We start from the raw sequence: 20580 nt of genomic DNA on the forward strand, positions 1-20580 counted from the left end.
ATGACCCGGAACACACCTTTCGCCCCGGGTTTTCCCCAAACCCGGAGGAAACTCGCGCCACGCTCAGGGCAGCAGCGCGCCGGCCAGCGGGTGGACCGTCTCCTCGATCTCGTCAGCGACCCGGCTGAAACACTGGTCGCCGCGACCCCACGGGTCATCCAGATCATCGGTGGGCAGCGCCGAAGCGCCCAACCGGGCGTCGTGAGCCGCCGCCACCAGGGCCACACCCCGGGCGTACACGGCCTCCGGGTTCGCCTCGCCCGACGGCAACGCGGCGGCGTCCACCGCGGCCAGCAGCCTGCCGAACTCACCCAGCACGAACGTGCGGGCCGCCGCGTCCGGCCGCAGCGCCACCACGTACTCCTGCTGATCGGCGGTGGCGGTCAGGACCAGGTCGGCGGCGTCGATGTGATCTGAGCGCAGCTTGCGCGCGGCAAAGCCCTCCACGTCCCCACCACGGCCGGTGACCTGCCGCGCCGCCGGCGGGTTCATCTCCTCGCCCGCGTGCCAACCACCTGTGCCAGCGCTGTGGCTGTGCACCAACTCCTCGGCCCCACCCGGGTCCTGCGCACGCCGCGTCAACCGCTCCCGCACCGCGAGGGCGAGCAGCCGCTCCGCCATCGGCGAGCGGCAGATGTTGCCCATGCAGACGTGCAGAACCGTGAACGGGGGCACTCAGACCCCCCGCTCGTCGATGAGATCCGGCACGACGTCGCGCAGCTTCTCCAGGGGGATCGCACCGGCCCGCAGCAGCCGCGGCACCTCGCCGGTCAGATCCACGATCGTGCTGGGCACAGGGTCCGGGCAGGGCCCGGCCTCCAGGTATGCCCGCACCGAATAGCTGAGCTGGTCACGCGCCTCCTCGGCGGTCACCGCGGCGGGCTGGCCGGTCTTGTTGGCCGACGAGACCGCCATCGGGCCGGTCTCGCGCAGCACCTCCAGCGCCACCGGGTGCAGCGGCATCCGCACCGCGACCGTGCCCGACTTGTCGCCCAGGTCCCACTGCAGGCTCGGCGAGTGCTCGACCACGATCGTCAGCGCACCCGGCCAGAACGCCTCCACGAGGTCCCGTGCGGCCGTGGGCAGCGAGAAGACCAACCCGTCCAGCGTGTGTCGCGAGCCGATCAGCACCGGCGGCGGCATCTGCCGGCCCCGGCCCTTGGCGTCCAGCAGCGCCTTGACCGCGTACGGGGTGAACGCGTCCGCGCCGATCCCGTACACGGTGTCCGTCGGAAGGACGACCAGCTCGCCGTTCTTGACCGCCTCGATCGCCGCAGCAATGCCGCGGTCCCGATCGGCGGGCGACCGGCAGTCGTAGAGCATCACGAGGAGTCAGTCTGCCACGCCGCGCCGATCGGGGCGTGCTGGCCGTCCGCCCGTCGGGACGCGGTGGCATAGCGAGGGCGGCCGGTGAGGTCCAGATGCTCCGTGACGGCGGTGAACTGGCCGCCCTCGGCGAGCAGCCCAGGCACCGCCGCGCCGTGCGTGTCGTCGTGCTCGACGCCGACCACGCCGCCGGGGCGCAGCAGCGCCGCCGCCCGGATGACGACCGGCCGGATCACCGCCAGACCGTCCGCGCCGCCGAAGACCGCCTCCGCCGGGTCGTGCCCGGCCACCTCCGGCGGGACCACCACATCGTCCGGAACGTACGGCGGGTTGCAGAGCAGCACGTCCACCCGACCCACCAGGTCGGCGAGCAGGCTCGGCGCCGTCACGTCGGCCTCGACCACCTCGATCGGGCGGTCCCCTGCCGCGGCCCGCTCCGCCGCGTTGCGCCGCAACCAAACCAGCGCCGCCGGAGACCGCTCCACCGCGATCACCCGCGCCCGCGGCAGCTCCTGGGCCACCGCCAGCGCGATCGCGCCCGAGCCGCTGCACAGGTCGACCACCACCGGGTCGGGCCGGCCCTGGGCCTGCTCGACGCCCCAGCCGGCCAGCAGCTCGGTCTCGGGCCGGGGCACGAAGACACCCGGGCCGACCGCCAGCTCGAGGTGGCGGAACCCGGCCCGACCGGTCAGGTGCTGCAACGGCTCGCGCGCGGCACGACGACGCGTCAGGCCGTCGAGCCGCGCCAACTGGTCATCGCTGAGGTCGTCGGCGAGCGCCAGCCGACCCCGGGGCACCCCCAGCACGTACGCCGCCAGCAACTCGGCCTCCACCCGGGCCGAGCCAACCCCGGCGGCGGCGAGCGCGCGGGCCGCCCGGGCCACCGCGGCGGACGGACGGATGGGGCCTGTCCCTTCGGGGGGGTGTTGCGGCAGAGTACTCACGACATAATCATGAAGCGTCGCGGACGACGTGACGAACGGTGCGCGCGGACGCGCACGACGGGAGGTTGGCGGGTGGGCTGGCTCGACCGGGTCGATGACCAGGTTGATGCCCTCACGCACGCCCGGGCGCTGCAGGAGGCCAGCCGTTCAGCAGAGTCGTACGTTCTGCTGGAGCATGTGATCCGCACCACCACCGACCCGGCGGCGCGAGCGGACGCGATGGTGCAGCGCCTCTCCGCGCTGATCAATCTCGGCCGGACCGCGGAGTTCACCCGCGCCATCGAGGAGGCGTCCGCGGCGGTCCGCGACCTCGCCGAGCCGTACCTGCACGGGCACCTCAACGCACTGGCCGCGCTCGCCGCGCACCACCAGGGCGCACTGGACCGCTGCGTCACGCACCTCGTCAGAGCCGCCCGGGCGCTGGGCGCCGTGGAAGATCCGGACCGGGACACCGCCTGGGGCTGGCACGACCTGGCCATGGCCTACAGCTATCTCAGCTTCCACGGGTACGCGCTGGGCGCCATCGAACGGGCCCGACAGCTCGGGCTGACGGCCGGGATCCCGGAGGAGACGTTCGCCGCGCCGGGCATCCGGCTGCGCAACGCCGTGGCACTGGACCACAACGGCGACAGCGACGGTTGTCTGCGGGTGCTGCGGGACGTGGCCGCCGACCTGGCCCGCTTCGTACGCACGGGGCGGTCCGGTCGGCTGCGTCCGAGCAGCCTCGCCGCGTACGGCTACGCGGCGGCTCGGCAGGCCGCGCTCGGTGACCAGGTGGAGACCGACGGGGACGCCGAGCCGGCCCGATTGATCAGCCACGGTGGGGACAGCGCCCGCGCCCGCGACATGCGTCAACTCGGGCAGGTGTGCCTGGCCGTCGCCGACGGGCGGCCGATCGAGGCGGTCACCCGGTTGGACACGGTCCAGGTGTCCAACGAGACGCTCGGGGCAGCCGAGCCGGCCCGACTACGCAGCATCGCGCTGGCCCGAGCCGGCGATCACCTGGCAGCGCACCGCGCCGACCGGCTGGCGTTCCGACTCGCCGCCCAGCGCAACGACCGGCTGCGTGACGTCTACATCGACGGCATCGCCGCCCGCATCGACCACGAGGAGATGCGTCGCGAGGCGGCGCGTTTCGAGGGCGAGGCGTTGACCGACCCACTCACCGGGCTGCCCAACCGGCGCCGGCTGGAGCGGTACATCACCGCCGTGGTCAACCGGGGCAGGCGGGTGGTGATCGGTGTCTGCGACCTGGACGGCTTCAAGGCGGTCAACACCCGGCACGGGCACCACTCCGGCGATCTGGTGCTCCAACGCATCGCCGGAGTGATCAACCGGGTGATGCGTCGAGGCGACTTCGTGGCCCGCTACGGCGGTGACGAGTTCGTGGTGGTGCTGCCGGACACCGGCATGACCGAGGCCGCCGAGGTGGCCCGCCGGATCGAGGCGGCGGTCCGACTTGAGGATTGGGAGTCGCTGGTGCCCGGGACCCCGGTCGGGGTGAGCATCGGCTTCGCCGAGGTCTCCGGCGGCAGCGGGCTGCGCGACGCGCTCAGCGTCGCCTTCGAGCAGGCCGACCGGGAAATGCTCCGCGCCAAGTCCCGCCCCCGCGCGAGCTGATCGCCCACGCGCTGGCGTCGATCAAGGAGTTGTGGTGCCTCACAAAAGGCTCACGACGCAACAATCCACCCACCACAACTCCATGATCGACGGGGGCGCTGCGGTTAGCGGCGGGTGAGCTCGGTGTCGCCGGCTAGCCGGGCGGCGCGGTCGGCCTCAGCCAGGGCGTCCAGCACCCCGTCCAGCTCGCCGCCGAGCGCCAGGTCGAGGTTGTACGCGGTGTAGCCGATCCGGTGATCGGTGATCCGGTTCTGCGGGAAGTTGTAGGTGCGGATCCGCTCCGAGCGGTCCATCGTGCGCACCTGCGCCTTGCGGACGTCCGAGGCGGCGGCGTCGGCCTGCTCCTGGGCGGCGGCGAGCAGGCGGGCCCGCATGATCCGCATCGCCTGCTCACGGTTCTGCAACTGGGACTTCTCGTTTTGGCAGGAGACGACGATGCCGGTCGGCAGGTGGGTGATCCGCACCGCCGAGTCGGTGGTGTTCACCGACTGGCCGCCCGGGCCAGAAGAGCGGAACACGTCGATGCGCAGGTCGTTCTGGTCGATGGTGACATCGACGTCCTCGGCCTCCGGCAGCACCAGCACGCCGGCGGCGCTGGTGTGGATCCGGCCCTGCGACTCGGTGACCGGGACGCGCTGCACCCGGTGCACGCCGCCCTCCCACTTCAGTCGGGACCAGACGCCGTTGCCACCCGCCGGCACACCCTTGGTCTTGATCGCCAACGAGACGTCCTTGACCCCGCCGAGATCGGAATCCTGTGCGTCGATCACCTCGGTGATCCAGCCGTGCCGCTCGGCGTACCGCGTGTACATCCGCAGCAGATCACCGGCGAACAGCGCCGACTCCTCGCCACCCTCACCGGCCTTGATCTCGACGATCACGTCCTTGGCGTCGTGCGGGTCGCGCGGAATGAGCAGCTCGGCGAGGCGCTCCTCCAGCATCGGCAGGGACATCGCGATGGAGTCCGCCTCGCCCGCGAAGGACGGGTCCTCGGCGGCCAGCTCGCGCGCCGCGGCCAGATCGGCACGGGCCTGCTCCAGCTCATCGGCGGCCTTGTGCAGCGGCACCAGCGCGGCGTACCGCCGGCCGACCCTGCGCGCGGTGGCCTGGTCGGCGTGGATGGCCGGATCGGCCAGCCGCTTCTCCAGCTCCGCGTACTCGTCGAGGAGGCCAGCCAGACGCTCGCTGCTCATGCTGCGGATGCTCCTTCGACGGTACGGCGCCGGTCGGGCCGGCCCGGAAGGCCGGCGGCCGTGCGGAAACTGGGTGAAACGCGGACGGCGCCCGCCTCCGGCGGAAAACCGGACGCGGGCGCCGAACGAGGAGTTACTTCGCCTTCTTGGCCTGAACCTTGGCGTACTTCTGCTGGAACTTCGCGACCCGGCCGGCGGTGTCGAGAACGCGCTGCTTACCGGTGTAGAACGGGTGGCAGGCGCTGCAGGTCTCGGCGTGGATCGCCCCGCCCTTGGCGGTGCTGCGGGTCGTGAACGTGTTGCCACAGGAGCAGCTGACCTCGGTGGTCACGTACTCCGGGTGGATGTTTGCCTTCATCTCGCTTCGGTCCTCTCGTTGGTGGTCGCCGGGTCGCCGTCACCGCCCGTCGCGCCGTACGCGACGGGCTCGGGCGTGAACCGGAACCGGTGGCCGATTGACCAGTGTGCCATGGGCCTGAGCCGACCCGGTAATCGGGCCGCACACCTCGTCCGGCATCGTCAACACATGCCTCCCCATCCGCATTCCCGCCGCCCGGCGGGGCATTCGCCCACCCGGCGGGCCACCGCCGGGTACCCCCCAGGGGGTACGCCCGTCGAGCCGGGGGTGCACCGATGACCCGCCTGATCGCCACCCGAGGGCTACCCGCCTCGGGCAAGACAACGTTCGCCCGTACGCTCCAGCCGTCCGTGCTGCGGGTCAACCGGGACGATCTGCGCCGCATGCTGCACGGCGAGCGGCTCTTCACCCAGTGGGCCGAGGCGCAGGTGACCGTCGTACAGCGGGCCCAGGTCGAGGCGCTGCTGCAGGCCCGGGCGGACGTCTGCGTGGACGACACCAACCTGCGCGCGCGGACCCTACGGGGATGGGCCGACCTGGCCGCCCGCCACGGCGCGGATTTCGAGGTGCACGACTTCACCGACGTGCCACTGGCCGAGTGCCTGCGCCGCGACGCCGCTCGCCCGGCGGCCGACCAGGTCGGCGCGGACGCGATTCGCCGCCTGCACGAGCGGTACCTGGAGGGGCGGACACTGCCGTTGCCGGTGCCGCAGGCTCGCAGCGGACGCCCCGCCATCGTGCACCCACCGTCGACCGAGCCACCGGAGATCGTCCTGGTGGACATCGACGGCACCGTCGCCCTGGCCGTCTCACGCAGCCCCTACGACATGACCCGCGTGGGCGAGGACCAGCCGAACACGGCGGTGATCGCGGCGGTCCGGGCGATGCACACCGCCGGGTACGGGGTGGTCTTCTGCTCCGGGCGGGACGCCTCCGCCCGCGCGGCCACCGAGGCGTGGCTGGCCCGGCACGTACGGGTTCCCTACCTCGGCCTGCACCTGCGCGCCGTCGGCGACTCCCGCAAGGACTCGATCGTCAAGCGGGAGATCTACGACCGGGAGATCCGGGACCGTTACCGGGTGGCCGGCGTCTTCGACGACCGCGTCCAGGTGGTCCAGATGTGGCGAGCCCTCGGCCTCACCGTCTTCCAGGTGGCCGACGGCGACTTCTGAGGTGTGTGGGCCCCTCGCTCTCGGCGATAGCGAGGGGCCCACACCTCAGCGGGTGAGGGCGACGGTGGCCTCGGCTCGGACGTTGTTGACGGTGACCGTCAGGCGTATCGGTGCGCCGGGCCGCAGAGCGGTCAGCGTGCCGGTGGCCGGGTCGAAGCGGGCGGTGTGCCACGGGCGCACTCCCGCCGCCGCGCCGATGTGGACCGCCGTGGAGGCCGACCAGTCCGCGCTGACCGGTACGGTCACCGGGACCGTACGCCCGCCGGGCTGGGTCAGCGTGGCGGTGACCTCGGCAGGGGCGCCGACCGCGACGCTGGCCGGGGCGGTCACCGTGAGCCGGTCGACGTGTGCGTGGAACTCCGCGTCCACCCAGCGTGCCCCCTCGGCGAGCGGGTCACGGCGGGCCCGGTCGGCCTCGGCCGGGGTCACCGGGTCCACGCCGAACTCCGTCCATCCGGTGAAACCACCCTGGTCGGCAGGGGTGGACGGCGCCTTGCCCGAGTTGCCGTTGATCACGTACGGCACCCCGTCCACCCGGTCGGCGTGGAAGGTGCCCACGTGCCCGCCCACGAACAGCGCGCCCTTGCCGGTGCGGTGCTGGAAGTCGGCCAGCCACTGCTCCAGCAGCGCCGCTTCCTTGCGGTCGCCGAGCTGGCTGGCCTGCGCCGGGCTAGGGTCGCGCGCCGGGTGGTGGTGCAGGACGACGACCGAGCCGACGCGCCGGTCGGTGGCCGCCGCGTCCAGCGTCTCGCGCAGCATCCGTACCTGGTCGAAGCCGCCGCCGCGGAGCGTCCCGGTGGACGAGTTCAGCGTGACGAACCGGGTGCCGTTGTGGTCGAACACCCGTGAGGTGGCACCGAACGCGGCCTCGAAGTTGCTGATCGGGGCCCCCATGATCTCGTGGTTGCCGGGCACGTAGTACCAGGGCAGCGCATCGCCCAACTCCTCGTCGAGGATCCGCCGGGCCAGCGCGAAGTCCGCCGGGTAGGCGGTGTCCACGAAGTCGCCGTTGATCAGGAGGAAGTCCGGCCGGGCCGCCCGCACCTCGCGCAGTGTCCGCCGAGCCTGGGCGACCAGGTCGCTGTCCGGGTCGGCCGCGACGAACTGAGCGTCGGAGAGCACCGCGAACCGCCAGGGCGCGCCGTCCACCGTGCCGTCGCGGACCACCACCTGATCGGTACGCGGGGCCACCGCCGGCACGTCGACCGTGGGCGGCACCTTCGCTACCAGGTCATCGATGATCACCTCGCTGGTGTACTGCGCGGCGGCGTTCGTCTCGGCCACATAGAAGCGGCGCACCCGCAGCGGGTACTGCACTCCGGCCGGCACCGCGAACTCCACGTAACGCCAACCGGTCCAGGTGATCAGCGGACCGCGCAGGACGTGCTGGGTGTCCTGGGCGTCGTGCAGGTGCAGGCTGGGCCACTCCCCGGTGCCGTTGCCGTGGATCCACATCCCGAAGGCCTGCGGCTGGCCGGGCACCTCGATCCAGGCGGGCGGGTCGGCATACGCGGCCCGGGTGCCGGTGGACTGGCTGAAGTCGTACGACATCCGCAGGCCGGTGCCGGTGTGCCCCGGCGCCGGCGCGACCGATCCACTGGCCCGGGCCTGACTGAACCGCCAGGACGCGGCGTCGTCGAAGCCGGCGACCGGAACGTCGGTCAGCCCGACGGTTACCGGCAGGACGGTGCTCCGGCGTCCGACGTGAACGGTTACCAGGGCAGAGCCGGTGTCCCGCAACGCGGTGACGGTCAGGTTGCCGTCTCCGGTCGGGGTCACGCGCAGCAGGTCCCGGTCGTAGTCGAGGGTCATATCGGCCGGCTCGATCGGCGCGGTGTTGCCTTCGGCGTCGTACCCCACCACGCCGACCAGGGCGTTGCCGTCCCGGCCGGTCAGACCGACCCGCTGTGCGGTGGTGCCGATCCGGGCCAGCGGGCCGAGCACGGTGAGGCCCAGCGAGCCCGTAACCCGGCCGCGCGAGGCGGTGACCGTGCTGGGCCCCGGCGTGCCAGCGTGGAACACCCCGTCGCGATCGACCCGGCCGCGTACCGCCGGGGTGGCCCGCCAGGCGGGTTGACCGGCCGCCGGACCGTACGTCTCGTCGTAGCCGGCAGCGGTGAGGGTGCGGGTCAGCCCGGGGAACACCCGATCCGGCCGGCCACCGCGCACAGGTGAGACTCCCGGGGCGGCGGTGGGGTCGCTCGCCGTTTCGATCCAGTAGCCCTTGAGTCGGCCGCTGCCCTTCGGCGCGTAGATGGCCAGGCCGTTGGGCACGGCCCGTTCGCTCCCGTCGGAGGGGCCGTTCTCCACCTGCACGGCCGGCGCGCCCGGCTCCCGGGCCAGCAGCGTGGACGAGCCGCCGCCGTCCAGGTTGAGCGCGTGGTGGGCGCCCATCTCGGCCATCATCCGGCCCATCTCGGTCTGCGTCACGCCGCGGCTGTCGACCTGACGCCCGTCCACCGTCAGCATGATCATTTTCCGACCGTCGGCGCTGAACCCGACCGCCGTGCGCGGGGCGAGCGTCGGGTCGGCGATGCTCTGCACGACTCCGTCGCGGACCAGGACGTTGCCGCCCCCGACCGCAACGTGCAGGGTGCTGCCGTCGGACGGCTTCGGCCGCCAGGCCACCGTCACCGGGTCACCGGGGCGCAGCCCGGCCAGCGCGTCCGCGCCGGCGTCGCGGCCGAGCAGCACGGTGCTGCCGGCGACGATCGGGCCGCTGCCGGCCACACCGGTCACCGTGGCCACCCGACCGCCGGTCACGGTGACCTCGACCACGCGAGCCGCACTCTCCACGGCACGCTGCCGGGAGTACGTGCCCCACAGCTCGGTGAACGCGCCGATGCCGTCGGCCTGCACCATGTTGTTGAACTGCGTCAGCGGGACCGGCCCGGTGGGAAGGGTGGCGCTACCGTCAAAGTTCACCTCGATCACCCGGCCGAGCCCGTTCGCGGTGATCGCCACCGCGTTGCGGTGACCGCTGACCGCCGACTGGACCAGCTCGCCGTCGCGGACGCCGACGCCCTGGGCGGCCCCGGAGTTGTTGATGTCGAAGAAATCACCGTTGACGGCAGCAACCGCGCGCGAGTCGTCCACCGCTTTCCGCAGTGGCTCGGCCCGGCTGACCGCCCCAGAGTTGACGTAGTCGACGGTCGAGTCGCCGGCGAGGTCGGTGGTGAGAGCGTCGGCGCGCAGCCAGCCGTCGGCGTCGTACCGGTCGAAGGACGTGAGCTGAACGCCCGGCGCGACCGGCCGGGTGGACTTCGTGGTTTCCAGACCGCCGGCCGGCTCCAGACCACCCGCGGCGGCGGTCGAAGAGGTCGCGGCTGCGGGGTCGGCGGCCAGGCTGACCGAGCCGGCCGGCCGGGACGATGCGGGTGGCAGATCCTCAGGGATGGTGGACGAGGCCACGACGGGCGGGGCCGGAGGCGCGGCGGCGGCCGGCAACGGCGCGGCCAGGGCGAGCAGCGGCGACAGCAGCAGGACGCCGGTGCGACGGGCGGATTGTCTGCGGGTACGCATGGACCACAGTCAACCCGGCAGTGAATAGAAGTTTCAATACCTCAGGACTGAACTGAAGGAAAATTCCACCGAGGGCGGGCTCCGGCCTCCCTCACGACGAAGGGGCACGGCCGCTGTGGCCGTGCCCCTTCGTCGTCGGTCAACCGGGGACGGTTACTCCCCCGGCGTCGACTTCGCGATCTGCATCAGGAACTCGATGTTGGTGCGGGACTTCTTGAGCCGGTCCAGCAGCAGGTCCATGGCGGCCTGCGAGTCCAGCGAGTGCAGCACCTTGCGGAGCTTGTGGATGATGGCCAGCTCTTCAGGGGCGAGCAGGACCTCTTCCTTACGGGTACCGGACGGGTTGACGTCGATGGCCGGGAAGGTGCGCTTGTCAGCGATCTTCCGGTCCAGCTTCAGCTCCGCGTTACCGGTGCCCTTGAACTCCTCGAAGATGACCGTGTCCGCCATGGACCCGGTCTCCACCAGCGCGGTGGCGATGATGGTCAGCGAGCCGCCGTTCTCGATGTTGCGGGCCGCACCGAGGAAGCGCTTCGGCGGGTAGAGCGCGGTGGAGTCGATACCACCCGACATGATCCGGCCGCTGGCCGGCGCCGCCAGGTTGTACGACCGACCGAGCCGGGTCACCGAGTCGAGCAGCACGACGACGTCGTGGCCCAGCTCGACCAGGCGCTTCGCCCGCTCGATCGCGAGCTCCGCCACCGTCGTGTGGTCCTGCGGCGGCCGGTCGAACGTGGCCGCGATGACCTCGCCCTTGATCGACCGCTGCATGTCGGTGACCTCTTCGGGCCGCTCGTCCACCAGCACCACCATCAGGTGGCACTCCGGGTTGTTCCGGGTGATCGCGTTCGCGATCGCCTGGAGCACCATCGTCTTACCCGCCTTGGGCGGAGACTGGATGAGCGCCCGCTGGCCCTTGCCGATCGGCATGACCAGGTCGATCACCCGGGTGGTGAGGATGTGCGGCTCGGTCTCCAGCCGCAGACGCTCCTGCGGGTAGAGCGGGGTGAGCTTGTAGAACTCCGGCCGGCGCCGCGCCTCCTCCGGCTCCATGCCGTTGATGGTGTCCAGCCGCATCAGCGGGTTGTACTTGTCCCGTCGCTGATCGCCGGTGTTGCCACCCTCACGGGCCGACCGCACCGCACCGGTGATCGCGTCACCGCGGCGGAGGCCGTACTTCTTGATCTGGGACATCGAGACGTACACGTCGTTCGGGCCGGCCAGGTAACCGGTCGTCCGTACGAAGGCGTAGTTGTCGAGCACGTCGATGATGCCGGCCACCGGAACGAGAACGTCGTCCTCGTTGACCTGCGGCTCACGTCCACCGGTGTCGGCACCGGTCTCGGTGCGCTCGCCGCGCCCGCGGCGACGGTCCCGGAAACGGCTGCGCCGGCCGCGCCGGCCGCCACCCTCGCCGTCGTCCTCGTCGCTGTCCCGCTCCACGCGCTGACCACGGTCATTGCGGTCGTTACGGTCGTTGCGCTCAGGACGGTCGTTGCGCTCGGCACGCTCGCCCCGATCGGAACGCTCGCCCCGATCGGAACGCTCGCCCCGATCGGAACGCTCGCCCCGGTCGGCACGCTCGGTGCGCTCCGGACGCTCGCCCCGGTCCGCACGCTCGGTGCGCTCCGGACGCTCGCCCCGGTCCGCACGCTCGCCCCGCTCCGGACGCTCGGCACGCTCGCCCCGATCGGCACGCTCGCCCCGGTCCGCACGCTCGGTGCGCTCCGGACGCTCGCCCCGCTCAGCACGCTCCGGACGCTCGGCGCGCTCCCGGCGGTTCTCGCCACGGTCGGCCCGCTCGCCGGCTTCCGCCTCTTCGGTACGCGCCTCGGTGGTACGCGCCTCGGCAGGACGTTCCTCAGCCGGACGCGCCTCAGCGGGACGCTCCTCAGTCGGACGAGCCTCCGCCGCTGCGGTCCGGCTCCGCCGGGTGCGACTGCGGCCCTCTGTCGGCTCGGCGGCCGGCGCCTGCTCGGCGCTGCGCCCCTCGGCTGCCGGCCGGTCGGCGGTCTCCCGCACGTCGGCGCGTACCCCCTCACGGGTGGGTGCAGCCGCGGCCGCGACCTCGGCCCGCGGTCGAGGGGTGCCGGCGGCGTTGCCGCCCTGCCGCTCGGAGATCGCGGCGATCAGCTCGCCCTTACGCATGCGAGCCGTGCCGGAGATGCCGAGCGACGCAGCCAGGCTCTGCAGCTCTGGCAGCAGCATCGCCGACAGACCGGTGCCGCTACGCCGACGACGCGCGGGAGCGGCGGCGGTGGCATCGCCGGCGACGTTGGAGACATCCGACGTCACGTCGGTGGTGTCGCTCAATGGATTCCTTCCCTCGATAAAGGCCGGGACTGCCCGGAGTCGGAACTTAGGTGGCCGGGCGGCCTCGGTGCACCCGCCTCGCAAGGACGCGTCGCGGGAGTCTGTGACACAGCAGCCGGTCGGTATCCCGACTCACCAAAATCGGTGAGCAGGTCTCGCCGTCTGCGGCGACCTGTGGAAACTGCGGTGCGGCGTGGGCCTTTGGCAGGGGTGACGGGCTGACCGCCGATAGCTTCGGGGGTGCGCCGACCCGCAGGAGATCGCGTGCTTCGCGGCTGTGCTAGGTCTAGAGCGTAATCAACTCTTCCGACCTGCGGCAACAGGGTCCCGCTCGGCGTGTCCAAGTCTACCCCGGGCGACCCGCGCACCGCTGACGTCTATCGGTAACTGCCAGATCTGCCAGTCTGTTCCCGTCGGGAAGCTCGCCGGGGGCTCGCTGAGCGCCAGCACAGTCGGACCCGCCCCACTGACCACAGCCGCCACACCCGCCGCTCGCAACGCGCTGACCAGGGAAGATGTGCCTGACATCCCGGCTGCGCGGTATTCCTGGTGGAGCCGGTCGACGGTGGCCGGCAGCAGCAGGGCCGGGTCGGCGGTGAGAGCGTGCACCAGTAATGCGGCCCGCCCGGCGGTCAGCGCGGCGTCGCTGTGCGGCACGGTGGCCGGCAACACGGCCCGCGCGGTCGCGGTCAACCCGCGCTCCGCCGGCACGAAAACGGTGGGCCGCACCCCGTCGGCGACCGGCAGGGACACCGCCCGGGCGCCGGTCGACTCTGACCAGGCCACCGTGAAACCGCCGAGCAGGCACGGCGCGACGTTGTCGGGATGGCCCTCGATCTCGGCGGCCAGCCGGAGCACGCCTGCCTCGTCCAGCTGCTGCTCTCCGTCGGTGACCAGGGCGCGTGCCAGCAGCACCCCGGCGACGATCGCGGCTGACGAGGAGCCGAGCCCTCGCGCCTGGGGGATCCGGTTGACGCACTCCACGCGCAACCCCTCGGGGTGGGCGCCGAGCACGTCGAAGGCGGCCCGCATGGCCCGCACCACCAGGTGCCGGTCATCGTCGGGCAGCTCGCCGGCACCCTGCCCGGTCACCGTCACCCGGACCCCACCCGGCGCGACCTCGGCGGCCAGGTCGTCGTAGAGCCCGAGGGCGAGACCCAGCGCGTCGAAGCCCGGGCCAAGGTTGGCGCTGGTCGCGGGAACCCGGACACGAACCGGTCCGGCGGTGAAGTTCGTCGGCACGCGCCCATGCTAGGGCTCGGCACCGACGATCCGCTTCCGCGTCCGCAGCCTGGGACCGCCGAAGTCAGCCGGCCGGCTCCGGAACCGGCTCCGCGGCCGGGTCGGTGAGCGAGAGCCGGCGGGTGGCGATCCGCCAGCCGACCGCGTACACGAGGGTGATCAGCCCGCAGCCGGCGAGCACCACCCGTTCGTCGACCACGTCCACCACCAGGGCCACCGCCAGCTGGCTCACCGAGATCGCCAGCGTCGCGAGCATCATGTCGGTGGCGAAGACGCGCCCACGCAAGCGGTCCGGAACTTCGCCCTGCAGGGCGAAGTTCGACATCACCCAGTTGCTGCCGCCCGCGAAGTGCGCCACGAAGACCAACAGCAGCACCAACGGAAACCAACGGACCACCGATGCGCCCAGGTAGGACAGGCCGTAGAGCGACATGGACAGCGCAAGCCCGGGCAGCAGCCAGGCCCGGTTGGTCAGCACCCGGCGCATCAGGATCGGCCCCACCAACGCCCCGGCCCCGCGCACCGCGAAGAGCAGGCCAGCGCCGAGCGGGCCGACGCCGTACACGCCGGCCAGCAACGGGAACACGGTCAGCACGCCGTTGCCCAGGCCGACCGCCGACTTCACCGTGACCAGCGCGAGCACCCGGGGCCGGTGCCCGATGTAGCCGAGCGCCTCGCGGACCGCCGCCCAGGTCCGCTGGGCCGGTCGGTCGGCGTCCCGGGGCGCCTGCAACGGCCGACGGATCCGCGTGGCGATGCCCGCGGCCAGTGCCAGGCCCACCGCCGCCACCCAGAAGCAGGCGTACGGGCCGACAACGGTGCTGAGTACGCCGCCGAGCGAGGCGCCGACCACCGTCATGGTTCCCCAGGCCGAGCCGGCCACGGCGTTACCGGCGGCGAGCTCATGCGGCTCCAGCACGTTGGGCAGCGCGGCCTGGGCGGCCGGCGAGTAGAACGCCTTGGCGACCGCCACCACGCCGATCGCGACCAGCGCCAGCCACGCCGTTCCGGCGCCTCGCACGCCGAGCAGCAGCAACACGCCCGCCAGCGCGGCCACGTTCGCGGCGATCATGATCTTCCGCCGGTCGAAGCGGTCGGCGATCGTGCCGGTGTACGGCAGCAGCAGCGCCACGATGCCGGTGTCCACCGCCAACACCAGCGCACCCCAGACCCCGCTGCCGGTCAGCTGCGGCAGCAGCACCAGCAGCGGCACCATGACGAACCAGTCGGCCCCGAAGACCACCAACTCAGCGAGGAAGAGGTTGCGAAAGCTCCGATTGCCGGTGAGGACCGAGAGGGTGGACGCCACGGAGCGGCACCCTACCCGCTTGGAGTCGGGCCTACGCCTGCTCCCAGCAGCGCCGAGACGGTGACGAAGGTGTAGCCACGCCCCCGCAGCCCGTTGATCATGTCGGGCAGGCCGTGCAATGCGACCAGCCGCCGCCGCGCTCCCACATCGTGCCCGAGCACGATGGTTCCCGGTTGGACACCGGCCACGATCCGCTGGGCGTGACCGACCGGATCGCCGGGAAACTCGCGCTCCACCATCTGCAGCGTCCAGAGCACCAGCCGATAGTCCAGCAGGGCCGCCGCGTGCAGCACCGCCCCACCCAGGTGGCCGTACGGTGGGCGAAGCAGTCGGGGCGGGCTCCCGGTCAGGTCGGCGATCGCGTCGTGGCTGCGGCGCAGGTCGTCGTACGCCTCGGTGGCGTCCATCGCGGCCAGGTCCCGGTGTTCCCAACTGTGGTTGCCCACCTCGTGCCCCGCGAGCCGATCGCGGACGACGTCGGCGTGCCGCCGGACCTGCGCCCCGACCATGAAGAAGGTGGCCGGGACCCGGTGTTCGGCGAGGGTGTCCAGCACCATCGGAGTCCACTGTGGTGCCGGGCCGTCGTCGAAGGTGAGCGCCACCAGTCGCTGCCTGGTCGGTCCCGACCAGACGACCTCCACCGCGCCGGAGCCGACGCCCTGGCGCCCGTTGCCGAGGGTGGCACTGGCCGGGCCGCCGGCGAGCGGAATCCGACGATTGGTCCTCCACCACGCCTCGGACGTCCCCGCGCCGAGGGCAACACCACCGGCGACCAGCAGGCCACGGCGCAGCAGGTCGCGACGCCCCCACCCGCGCGCGCCCTCGGTCATCCGCCCGCCCTGCTCCACCCGCACCCCCATACACCTACCAGGAGTATGCAAGACATGACACAAAGTGCAGGCTCGCTCGGGTCGGAGTGTCTCGGCCGGTAAACCTGAAACGCCCCCGGCAGAACCCTGCCGAGGGCGTTTCAGTGTTGCGGTCCGACTTACTCGGTCGGCTCCGCCGGAGGCAGTGGCGAAGTGCGGCTACGGGGCAGCCGCAGCACCTCGAACTGGTCCGTTCCATCCACGAGCGCGCCCGACGGGGCGGGTCGCCCGGCCGGCTGTGAACCCTCAGCCGGCGCCGAGGTAGGCGCACCGCTCGGCACCGCGACCTGGTTCGGGCCCGCCACCTCGTCGGTCTCCGCCGGGCCGCCGGAGCGACGCCGACTGCGCCGATCCCGCAGCGACCCCTTGGTGTGCTCCACCATCGTGTACAGCGTCGGTACCAGGATCAGCGTGAGCAGCGTCGAGCTGAGCAGACCACCGATCACCACGACCGCCAGCGGCTGAGAGATGAAGCCGCCCTCTCCGGTCAACCCGAGCGCCATCGGCAGCAGCGCGAAGATGGTCGCCACCGCGGTCATCAGGATCGGGCGGAGCCGGCGCCGACCGCCCTCGACCACCGCCTCGCGGACTCCCATGCCCTGCGCCCGGTACTGGTTGATCAGGTCGAGCAACACGATCGCGTTGGTCACCACGATGCCGACCAGCATCAGCACACCGATCAACGCCGGCACGCCGAGCGGCGTCCCGGTGATCAGCAGCAGGCCGATCGCACCGGTCGACGCGAACGGGATGGAGATCAACAGGATCAGCGCCTGGGTGAGGCTGCGGAACGTGGCCACCATGATCAGGAAGACGATCGCGATCGCGGCCAGCACCGCCAGGCCCAGGTCACCGAAGGCGTCCGCCTGATCAGCGCTGACGCCACCGATGGTGAAGCTCGCACCCGGCACGTCGATGCCGTCCAGCCGCTTCTGCAGCTCCTGACTGGTCGCGCCCAGGTTCGAGCCGGTCGCCGTACCGGTCACCGACACGCTGCGCTCACCGTCGATCCGGGTGACCAGCTGCGGTCCCTCGCTCTGAGTGACGTCCGCGATGTCGTCCAGCTTGACCGAACCCACCGGCAGCGCTCGCAGCTGCTCCACCGACATCGGCGACTGCGCGCCCAGCCGCAGCACCACGTTCTGCTGCTGGCCGTCGAGCGCGACCTGACCCAGCGGCGCTCCCCGGAACGCCTGCGACACGAGCTGCCCCACGGCGGCCTCGGTGAGCCCGGCCCGACCGGCGGCGACCCGGTCGACCGTCACGTCGACTCGCGGCACCCGCTCGGCCAGGCTGGTGGAGACGTCCTCGACGTCCGGAACACCGGCCATCGCCGCCCTGGCCTGCTCGGCGGCCCGGGTCAGCACCTCCGGGTCGCTGGCCTGGACGATCACCGCCAGCTGGCTGGTGGACGCCTCCTGCCCGCCACCGAAGCTGATCTCACCCACGCCGGTGCCGAGCTTGTCGAACTCCTTGCGGAGCACCTCACGCATCTGCTTCGCGTCGGTGTCACCGTCGAGCGCCAGCGACCAGCTGGCGGCGTTGTTGCCGCCGCCGGCAAACGGGTTGTCCCCACCGCCTGCGGTCACCTGGTAGGTCTCCACGCCCTCGGTGCGGGACAGCACCGACTCGACCTGCTTGGCCGCCGCGTCGGTGGCCGCCAGGCCACTGCCAGCCGGCAGCTCCTGGCTCATGTTGAGGGTGTCCTGGCCGGAGTCGTCCAGGAAGTTGGTCTCCAGCTTCTGCGCGAGGCCGAAGGTGCCGAAGAGCACCAGCAGGCCGAGCCCGACGGTGATCCAGCGAGTCGACCGCTTGCGGGTGGCGAACCCGATCACCGGCAGGTACGCCCGCTGCAATGGGTTACGCAGCTCCTTCTCCTCCGCGCCGCGCCGCACCGCCTCGTCGTCGGCGGTGCCGCCGCGCGGCTTGAGGAACCAGTACGCGAGGACCGGGATCACGGTCAGCGACACCAGCAGCGAGGCGAGCAGGGCCACCGTCACAGTGATCGCGAACGGCGCGAAGAGCTGGCCCACGAACCCGCCGACCAACGCGATCGGCGCGAACACCGCCACCGTGGTCAGGGTGGACGCGGTCACCGCACCCGCAACCTCACGGACGCCGGTGATGATGGCGTGCCGCTTCTCCTCGCCGTACTCGAGATGTCGTTTGATGTTCTCCAACACCACGATCGAGTCGTCCACCACCCGGCCGACCGCGATGGTCAGCGCGCCGAGGGTGAGCAGGTTGAGCGAGTAGTCACCGATCCACAGGGCGATCAACGCCACCAGCACGGAGAGCGGGATGGAGACGGCGGTGACCACCGTCGAGCGCACCGACAGCAGGAAGACCAGGATGACGATGACCGCCATCACCAGGCCCAGCAGGCCCTCGGTGGTCAGCGACTCGATCGACTTCTCGACGAACGGCGCCTGGTCGAAGACCACGGTCAGCTCCGCGCCGGAACCGTCCTTCAGGTCGGCGAGCCGGTCGCGGATATCGTGCGAGATCTGCACGGCGTTGCCGTCCGGCGCGGCGGTGACCGCGATGCCGAGGCTGTCCTTGCCGTTGGTCCGGGTGATCGCGGTGGCCGGGGCGAGCTGCTGCTCGACGGTCGCCACGTCAGCGAGGCGGACGGGTGCCGCGCCCGGGGCGACCACGATGCCGCGCAGGTCGTCCAGGGTGGCGATCGGCGTGCCGACCTGCACCGGAAGGGCCAGCGCGCCGTCGGTCACCGTGCCAGCCGGAATCGCCACGCCGTTGGTCTTCAGCGCCGCGCCGATCGCCGTGGGCTGGATCTGCGCCGCGGCCAGCTTCGTCGGGTTCGGAGTGACCACCACGACGTTGTCGCGGGTGCCGGTCACCTCGACCGTGCGAACCCCCTCGATGCCCTCCAACTCCGGCACCACCGTCGCGCGCAGCTTCTCGGCGAGCGCCCGCTCGTCCGCCGCACCGGTCGCGGCCAACACCACCGCCGGCAGGTCGTCGGTGCTACCCGCGATGACCTGCGGGTCGACGCTGTCCGGCAGTTGGGAGTCGATCCGACTCAGCGCGGTCTGCATCTTGTTGACCACGTCGTCCAGGTCGATACCGAACTCGTACATGACCTGGACGGTTGCCGATCCCTCACGGGACGTGGAGGTGATTTTGTCCAGCCCCGGGATGCCCTGGAGGGCATTCTCGATCGGCTCGGTCACCTGCGACTCGACGATCTCGGGCCCGGCGCCGGGGTAGGGGGCCACGATGAACGCGGCCGGGAATTCGAGCGACGGCAGCAGTTGCTGCTTCAGCGATGGCACGGCGAACGCTCCGAACGCCGTGATCACCACCGCGATGAGGGCAACCAGCGCTCGGTTGGCGAGGCTGAATCTGGCGAGCAGCGACATCGGCCTGGCTCACTCCTGAACGAGAATGCGGGCGGGGATACCCGAAAGTGTGCCGGACTCGATCACCCCGACCCCGGCCGCCCCCACACCGGCCGCCGACCGTGTGCCCGTTGCCGGTCACCACCTGCCCGCACGGGCGGGTGGCGGCGCACTCAGGCCAGGTCGAGGGCCCGGGCCGCGGCCATCGGGTCGTTCGCGATGGTCAACGGCGCCGGCGCGGTGGAGATCGCCCACTCGGGGTCCTTCAGCCCGTGGCCGGTCACCGTGCAGACCACCGTCGAACCGGGCGGCACCGCGCCCGCCGCGGCCTGCTGAAGCAGGCCGGCCACGCTGGCCGCGCTGCCCAACTCGACGAAGACCCCCACCTCACGGGCGAGCAGCCGGTACGCGGAAAGGATCTCCCGGTCGGTCACCGCGGCGATCAGGCCACCGGAGGCGTCCCGGGCGTCCAACGCCTTGGTCCAGCTCGCCGGGTTGCCGATCCGGATCGCGGTGGCGATGGTCGACGGCTCCGGCACCATCTGGCCGGTCACGATCGGGGCCGCCCCGGCGGCCTGGAAGCCGTACATCTTGGGCGCCCGGGTGGTGGCGCCGGCGGCGTGCTCCTCTGAATATCCCATCCAGTAGGCGGAGATGTTGCCGGCGTTCCCGACCGGCAGGCAGTGGATGTCGGGCGCGTCACCGAGCGCCTCGACGATCTCGAAGGCGGCGGTCTTCTGGCCGTGCAACCGGTCGATGTTGACCGAGTTGACCAACGCGACCGGGTGGTCCTGAGCCAGCTTCGCGGCGAGCGACAGGCAGTCGTCGAAGTTGCCGCTCACCTGGAGCAGCTTCGCGCCGTGCACCAGCGCCTGGGCCAGCTTGCCCAACGCGATCTTGCCCTGCGGCACCAGCACCGCGCAGGTCAGCCCGGCCCGAGCCGCGTACGCCGCGGCGGAGGCGCTGGTGTTGCCGGTGGAGGCGCAGATGATGGCCTTGTTACCGGCCTCGACCGCCTTGGACACCGCGAGGGTCATCCCCCGGTCCTTGAAAGAGCCGGTCGGGTTGGCGCCCTCCACCTTGAGGTAGACGTCGCAACCGATCCGGGCGGACAGCACCGGCGCGGGCAACAGTGGGGTGTTCCCCTCGTGCAGCGTGACGACCGGCGTGGCCGCGGTGACCGGCAGCCGATCCCGGTACGCCTCGATCAGACCCCGCCACATGTCGTTCTCCTCGCCTCTACCGCCGTGCCGACCCGAGCACCAGGACACCCTGGACCAGCCTGCCGGAGTGCCCCGTGGCAGGCCCCGGGATACCCACCTGGCGGGACGAGCGAGCCGTCCCACCGGT

At 71.9% G+C, this 20580-nt stretch carries 14 protein-coding genes; 2 read left to right on the forward strand and 12 right to left on the reverse strand.

From position 1 onward, the window contains the following. Nucleotides 1-63: 63 nt before the first annotated feature. The 3 genes from ABZS37_RS03680 to prmC are packed head-to-tail and all read right to left on the reverse strand — an operon-like array spanning nt 64 to nt 2270. Entirely contained in the window at nt 64-675 is a 612-nt protein-coding gene (locus tag ABZS37_RS03680) for a phosphotyrosine protein phosphatase (RefSeq protein WP_355165234.1), read from the reverse strand. Continuing rightward, on the reverse strand, nt 676-1323 hold the full coding sequence (locus ABZS37_RS03685) for an L-threonylcarbamoyladenylate synthase (RefSeq protein ID WP_354995400.1): 648 nt from the start codon (nt 1321-1323) through the stop codon (nt 676-678). Beyond that, nucleotides 1323-2270: a peptide chain release factor N(5)-glutamine methyltransferase gene (prmC, locus tag ABZS37_RS03690; RefSeq protein WP_355165235.1), complete on the reverse strand. Its 948-nt coding sequence runs from the start codon at nt 2268-2270 to the stop codon at nt 1323-1325. Before prmC ends, ABZS37_RS03685 begins: the two co-directional genes overlap by 1 nt. Nucleotides 2271-2342: 72 nt before the next feature. On the opposite strand from prmC, the gene ABZS37_RS03695 reads away from it, so the two are divergent. Then, on the forward strand, nt 2343-3890 hold the full coding sequence (locus ABZS37_RS03695) for a GGDEF domain-containing protein (protein WP_355165236.1): 1548 nt from the start codon (nt 2343-2345) through the stop codon (nt 3888-3890). Between the two features lie 104 nt (nt 3891-3994). On the opposite strand, the gene prfA is transcribed toward ABZS37_RS03695, so the two are convergent. Continuing rightward, nucleotides 3995-5083, reverse strand: a complete 1089-nt coding sequence (prfA, locus tag ABZS37_RS03700; protein ID WP_355165237.1) for a peptide chain release factor 1 — start codon at nt 5081-5083, stop codon at nt 3995-3997. A 133-nt stretch (nt 5084-5216) separates the two neighbouring features. Next, a complete protein-coding gene (gene rpmE / locus ABZS37_RS03705; protein ID WP_030333150.1) occupies nt 5217-5441 on the reverse strand; it encodes a 50S ribosomal protein L31 in 225 nt (74 codons plus the stop codon). A gap of 275 nt (nt 5442-5716) precedes the next feature. Between rpmE and ABZS37_RS03710 the strand changes: the two genes are divergently transcribed. Continuing rightward, nucleotides 5717-6613 carry an AAA family ATPase gene (locus ABZS37_RS03710; RefSeq protein WP_355165238.1) on the forward strand — a complete coding sequence of 299 codons (897 nt, stop codon included), beginning with the start codon at nt 5717-5719 and terminating at the stop codon, nt 6611-6613. Between the two features lie 45 nt (nt 6614-6658). Here ABZS37_RS03710 and ABZS37_RS03715 read toward each other — a convergent pair whose 3' ends face one another. The 7 genes from ABZS37_RS03715 to thrC form a co-directional block, all read right to left on the reverse strand. After that, on the reverse strand, nt 6659-10135 hold the full coding sequence (locus ABZS37_RS03715; RefSeq protein ID WP_355165239.1) for a phosphodiester glycosidase family protein: 3477 nt from the start codon (nt 10133-10135) through the stop codon (nt 6659-6661). A gap of 153 nt (nt 10136-10288) precedes the next feature. Further along, nucleotides 10289-12448 carry a transcription termination factor Rho gene (rho, locus tag ABZS37_RS03720; protein WP_355165240.1) on the reverse strand — a complete coding sequence of 720 codons (2160 nt, stop codon included), beginning with the start codon at nt 12446-12448 and terminating at the stop codon, nt 10289-10291. Nucleotides 12449-12745: 297 nt separating this feature from the next. Then, on the reverse strand, nt 12746-13690 hold the full coding sequence (thrB, locus tag ABZS37_RS03725) for a homoserine kinase (protein WP_355165241.1): 945 nt from the start codon (nt 13688-13690) through the stop codon (nt 12746-12748). A gap of 64 nt (nt 13691-13754) precedes the next feature. Beyond that, on the reverse strand, nt 13755-14999 hold the full coding sequence (locus ABZS37_RS03730) for an MFS transporter (protein WP_355165242.1): 1245 nt from the start codon (nt 14997-14999) through the stop codon (nt 13755-13757). 11 nt (nt 15000-15010) lie between these two features. After that, nucleotides 15011-15853 (reverse strand): polysaccharide deacetylase family protein, encoded by an 843-nt coding sequence (locus ABZS37_RS03735; RefSeq protein WP_355165243.1) that lies wholly within the window; start codon nt 15851-15853, stop codon nt 15011-15013. A gap of 134 nt (nt 15854-15987) precedes the next feature. Then, nucleotides 15988-19251, reverse strand: coding sequence for an efflux RND transporter permease subunit (locus ABZS37_RS03740; RefSeq protein ID WP_355165244.1), 3264 nt, complete (start codon nt 19249-19251; stop codon nt 15988-15990). Nucleotides 19252-19403: 152 nt separating this feature from the next. Then, complete coding sequence (gene thrC / locus ABZS37_RS03745; RefSeq protein WP_355165245.1) at nt 19404-20453, reverse strand: threonine synthase; 1050 nt, start codon at nt 20451-20453, stop codon at nt 19404-19406. Between the last annotated feature and the right edge of the window lie 127 nt (nt 20454-20580).

Source organism: Micromonospora sp. NPDC005413, assembly GCF_040606435.1.
Classification (GTDB): domain Bacteria; phylum Actinomycetota; class Actinomycetes; order Mycobacteriales; family Micromonosporaceae; genus Micromonospora.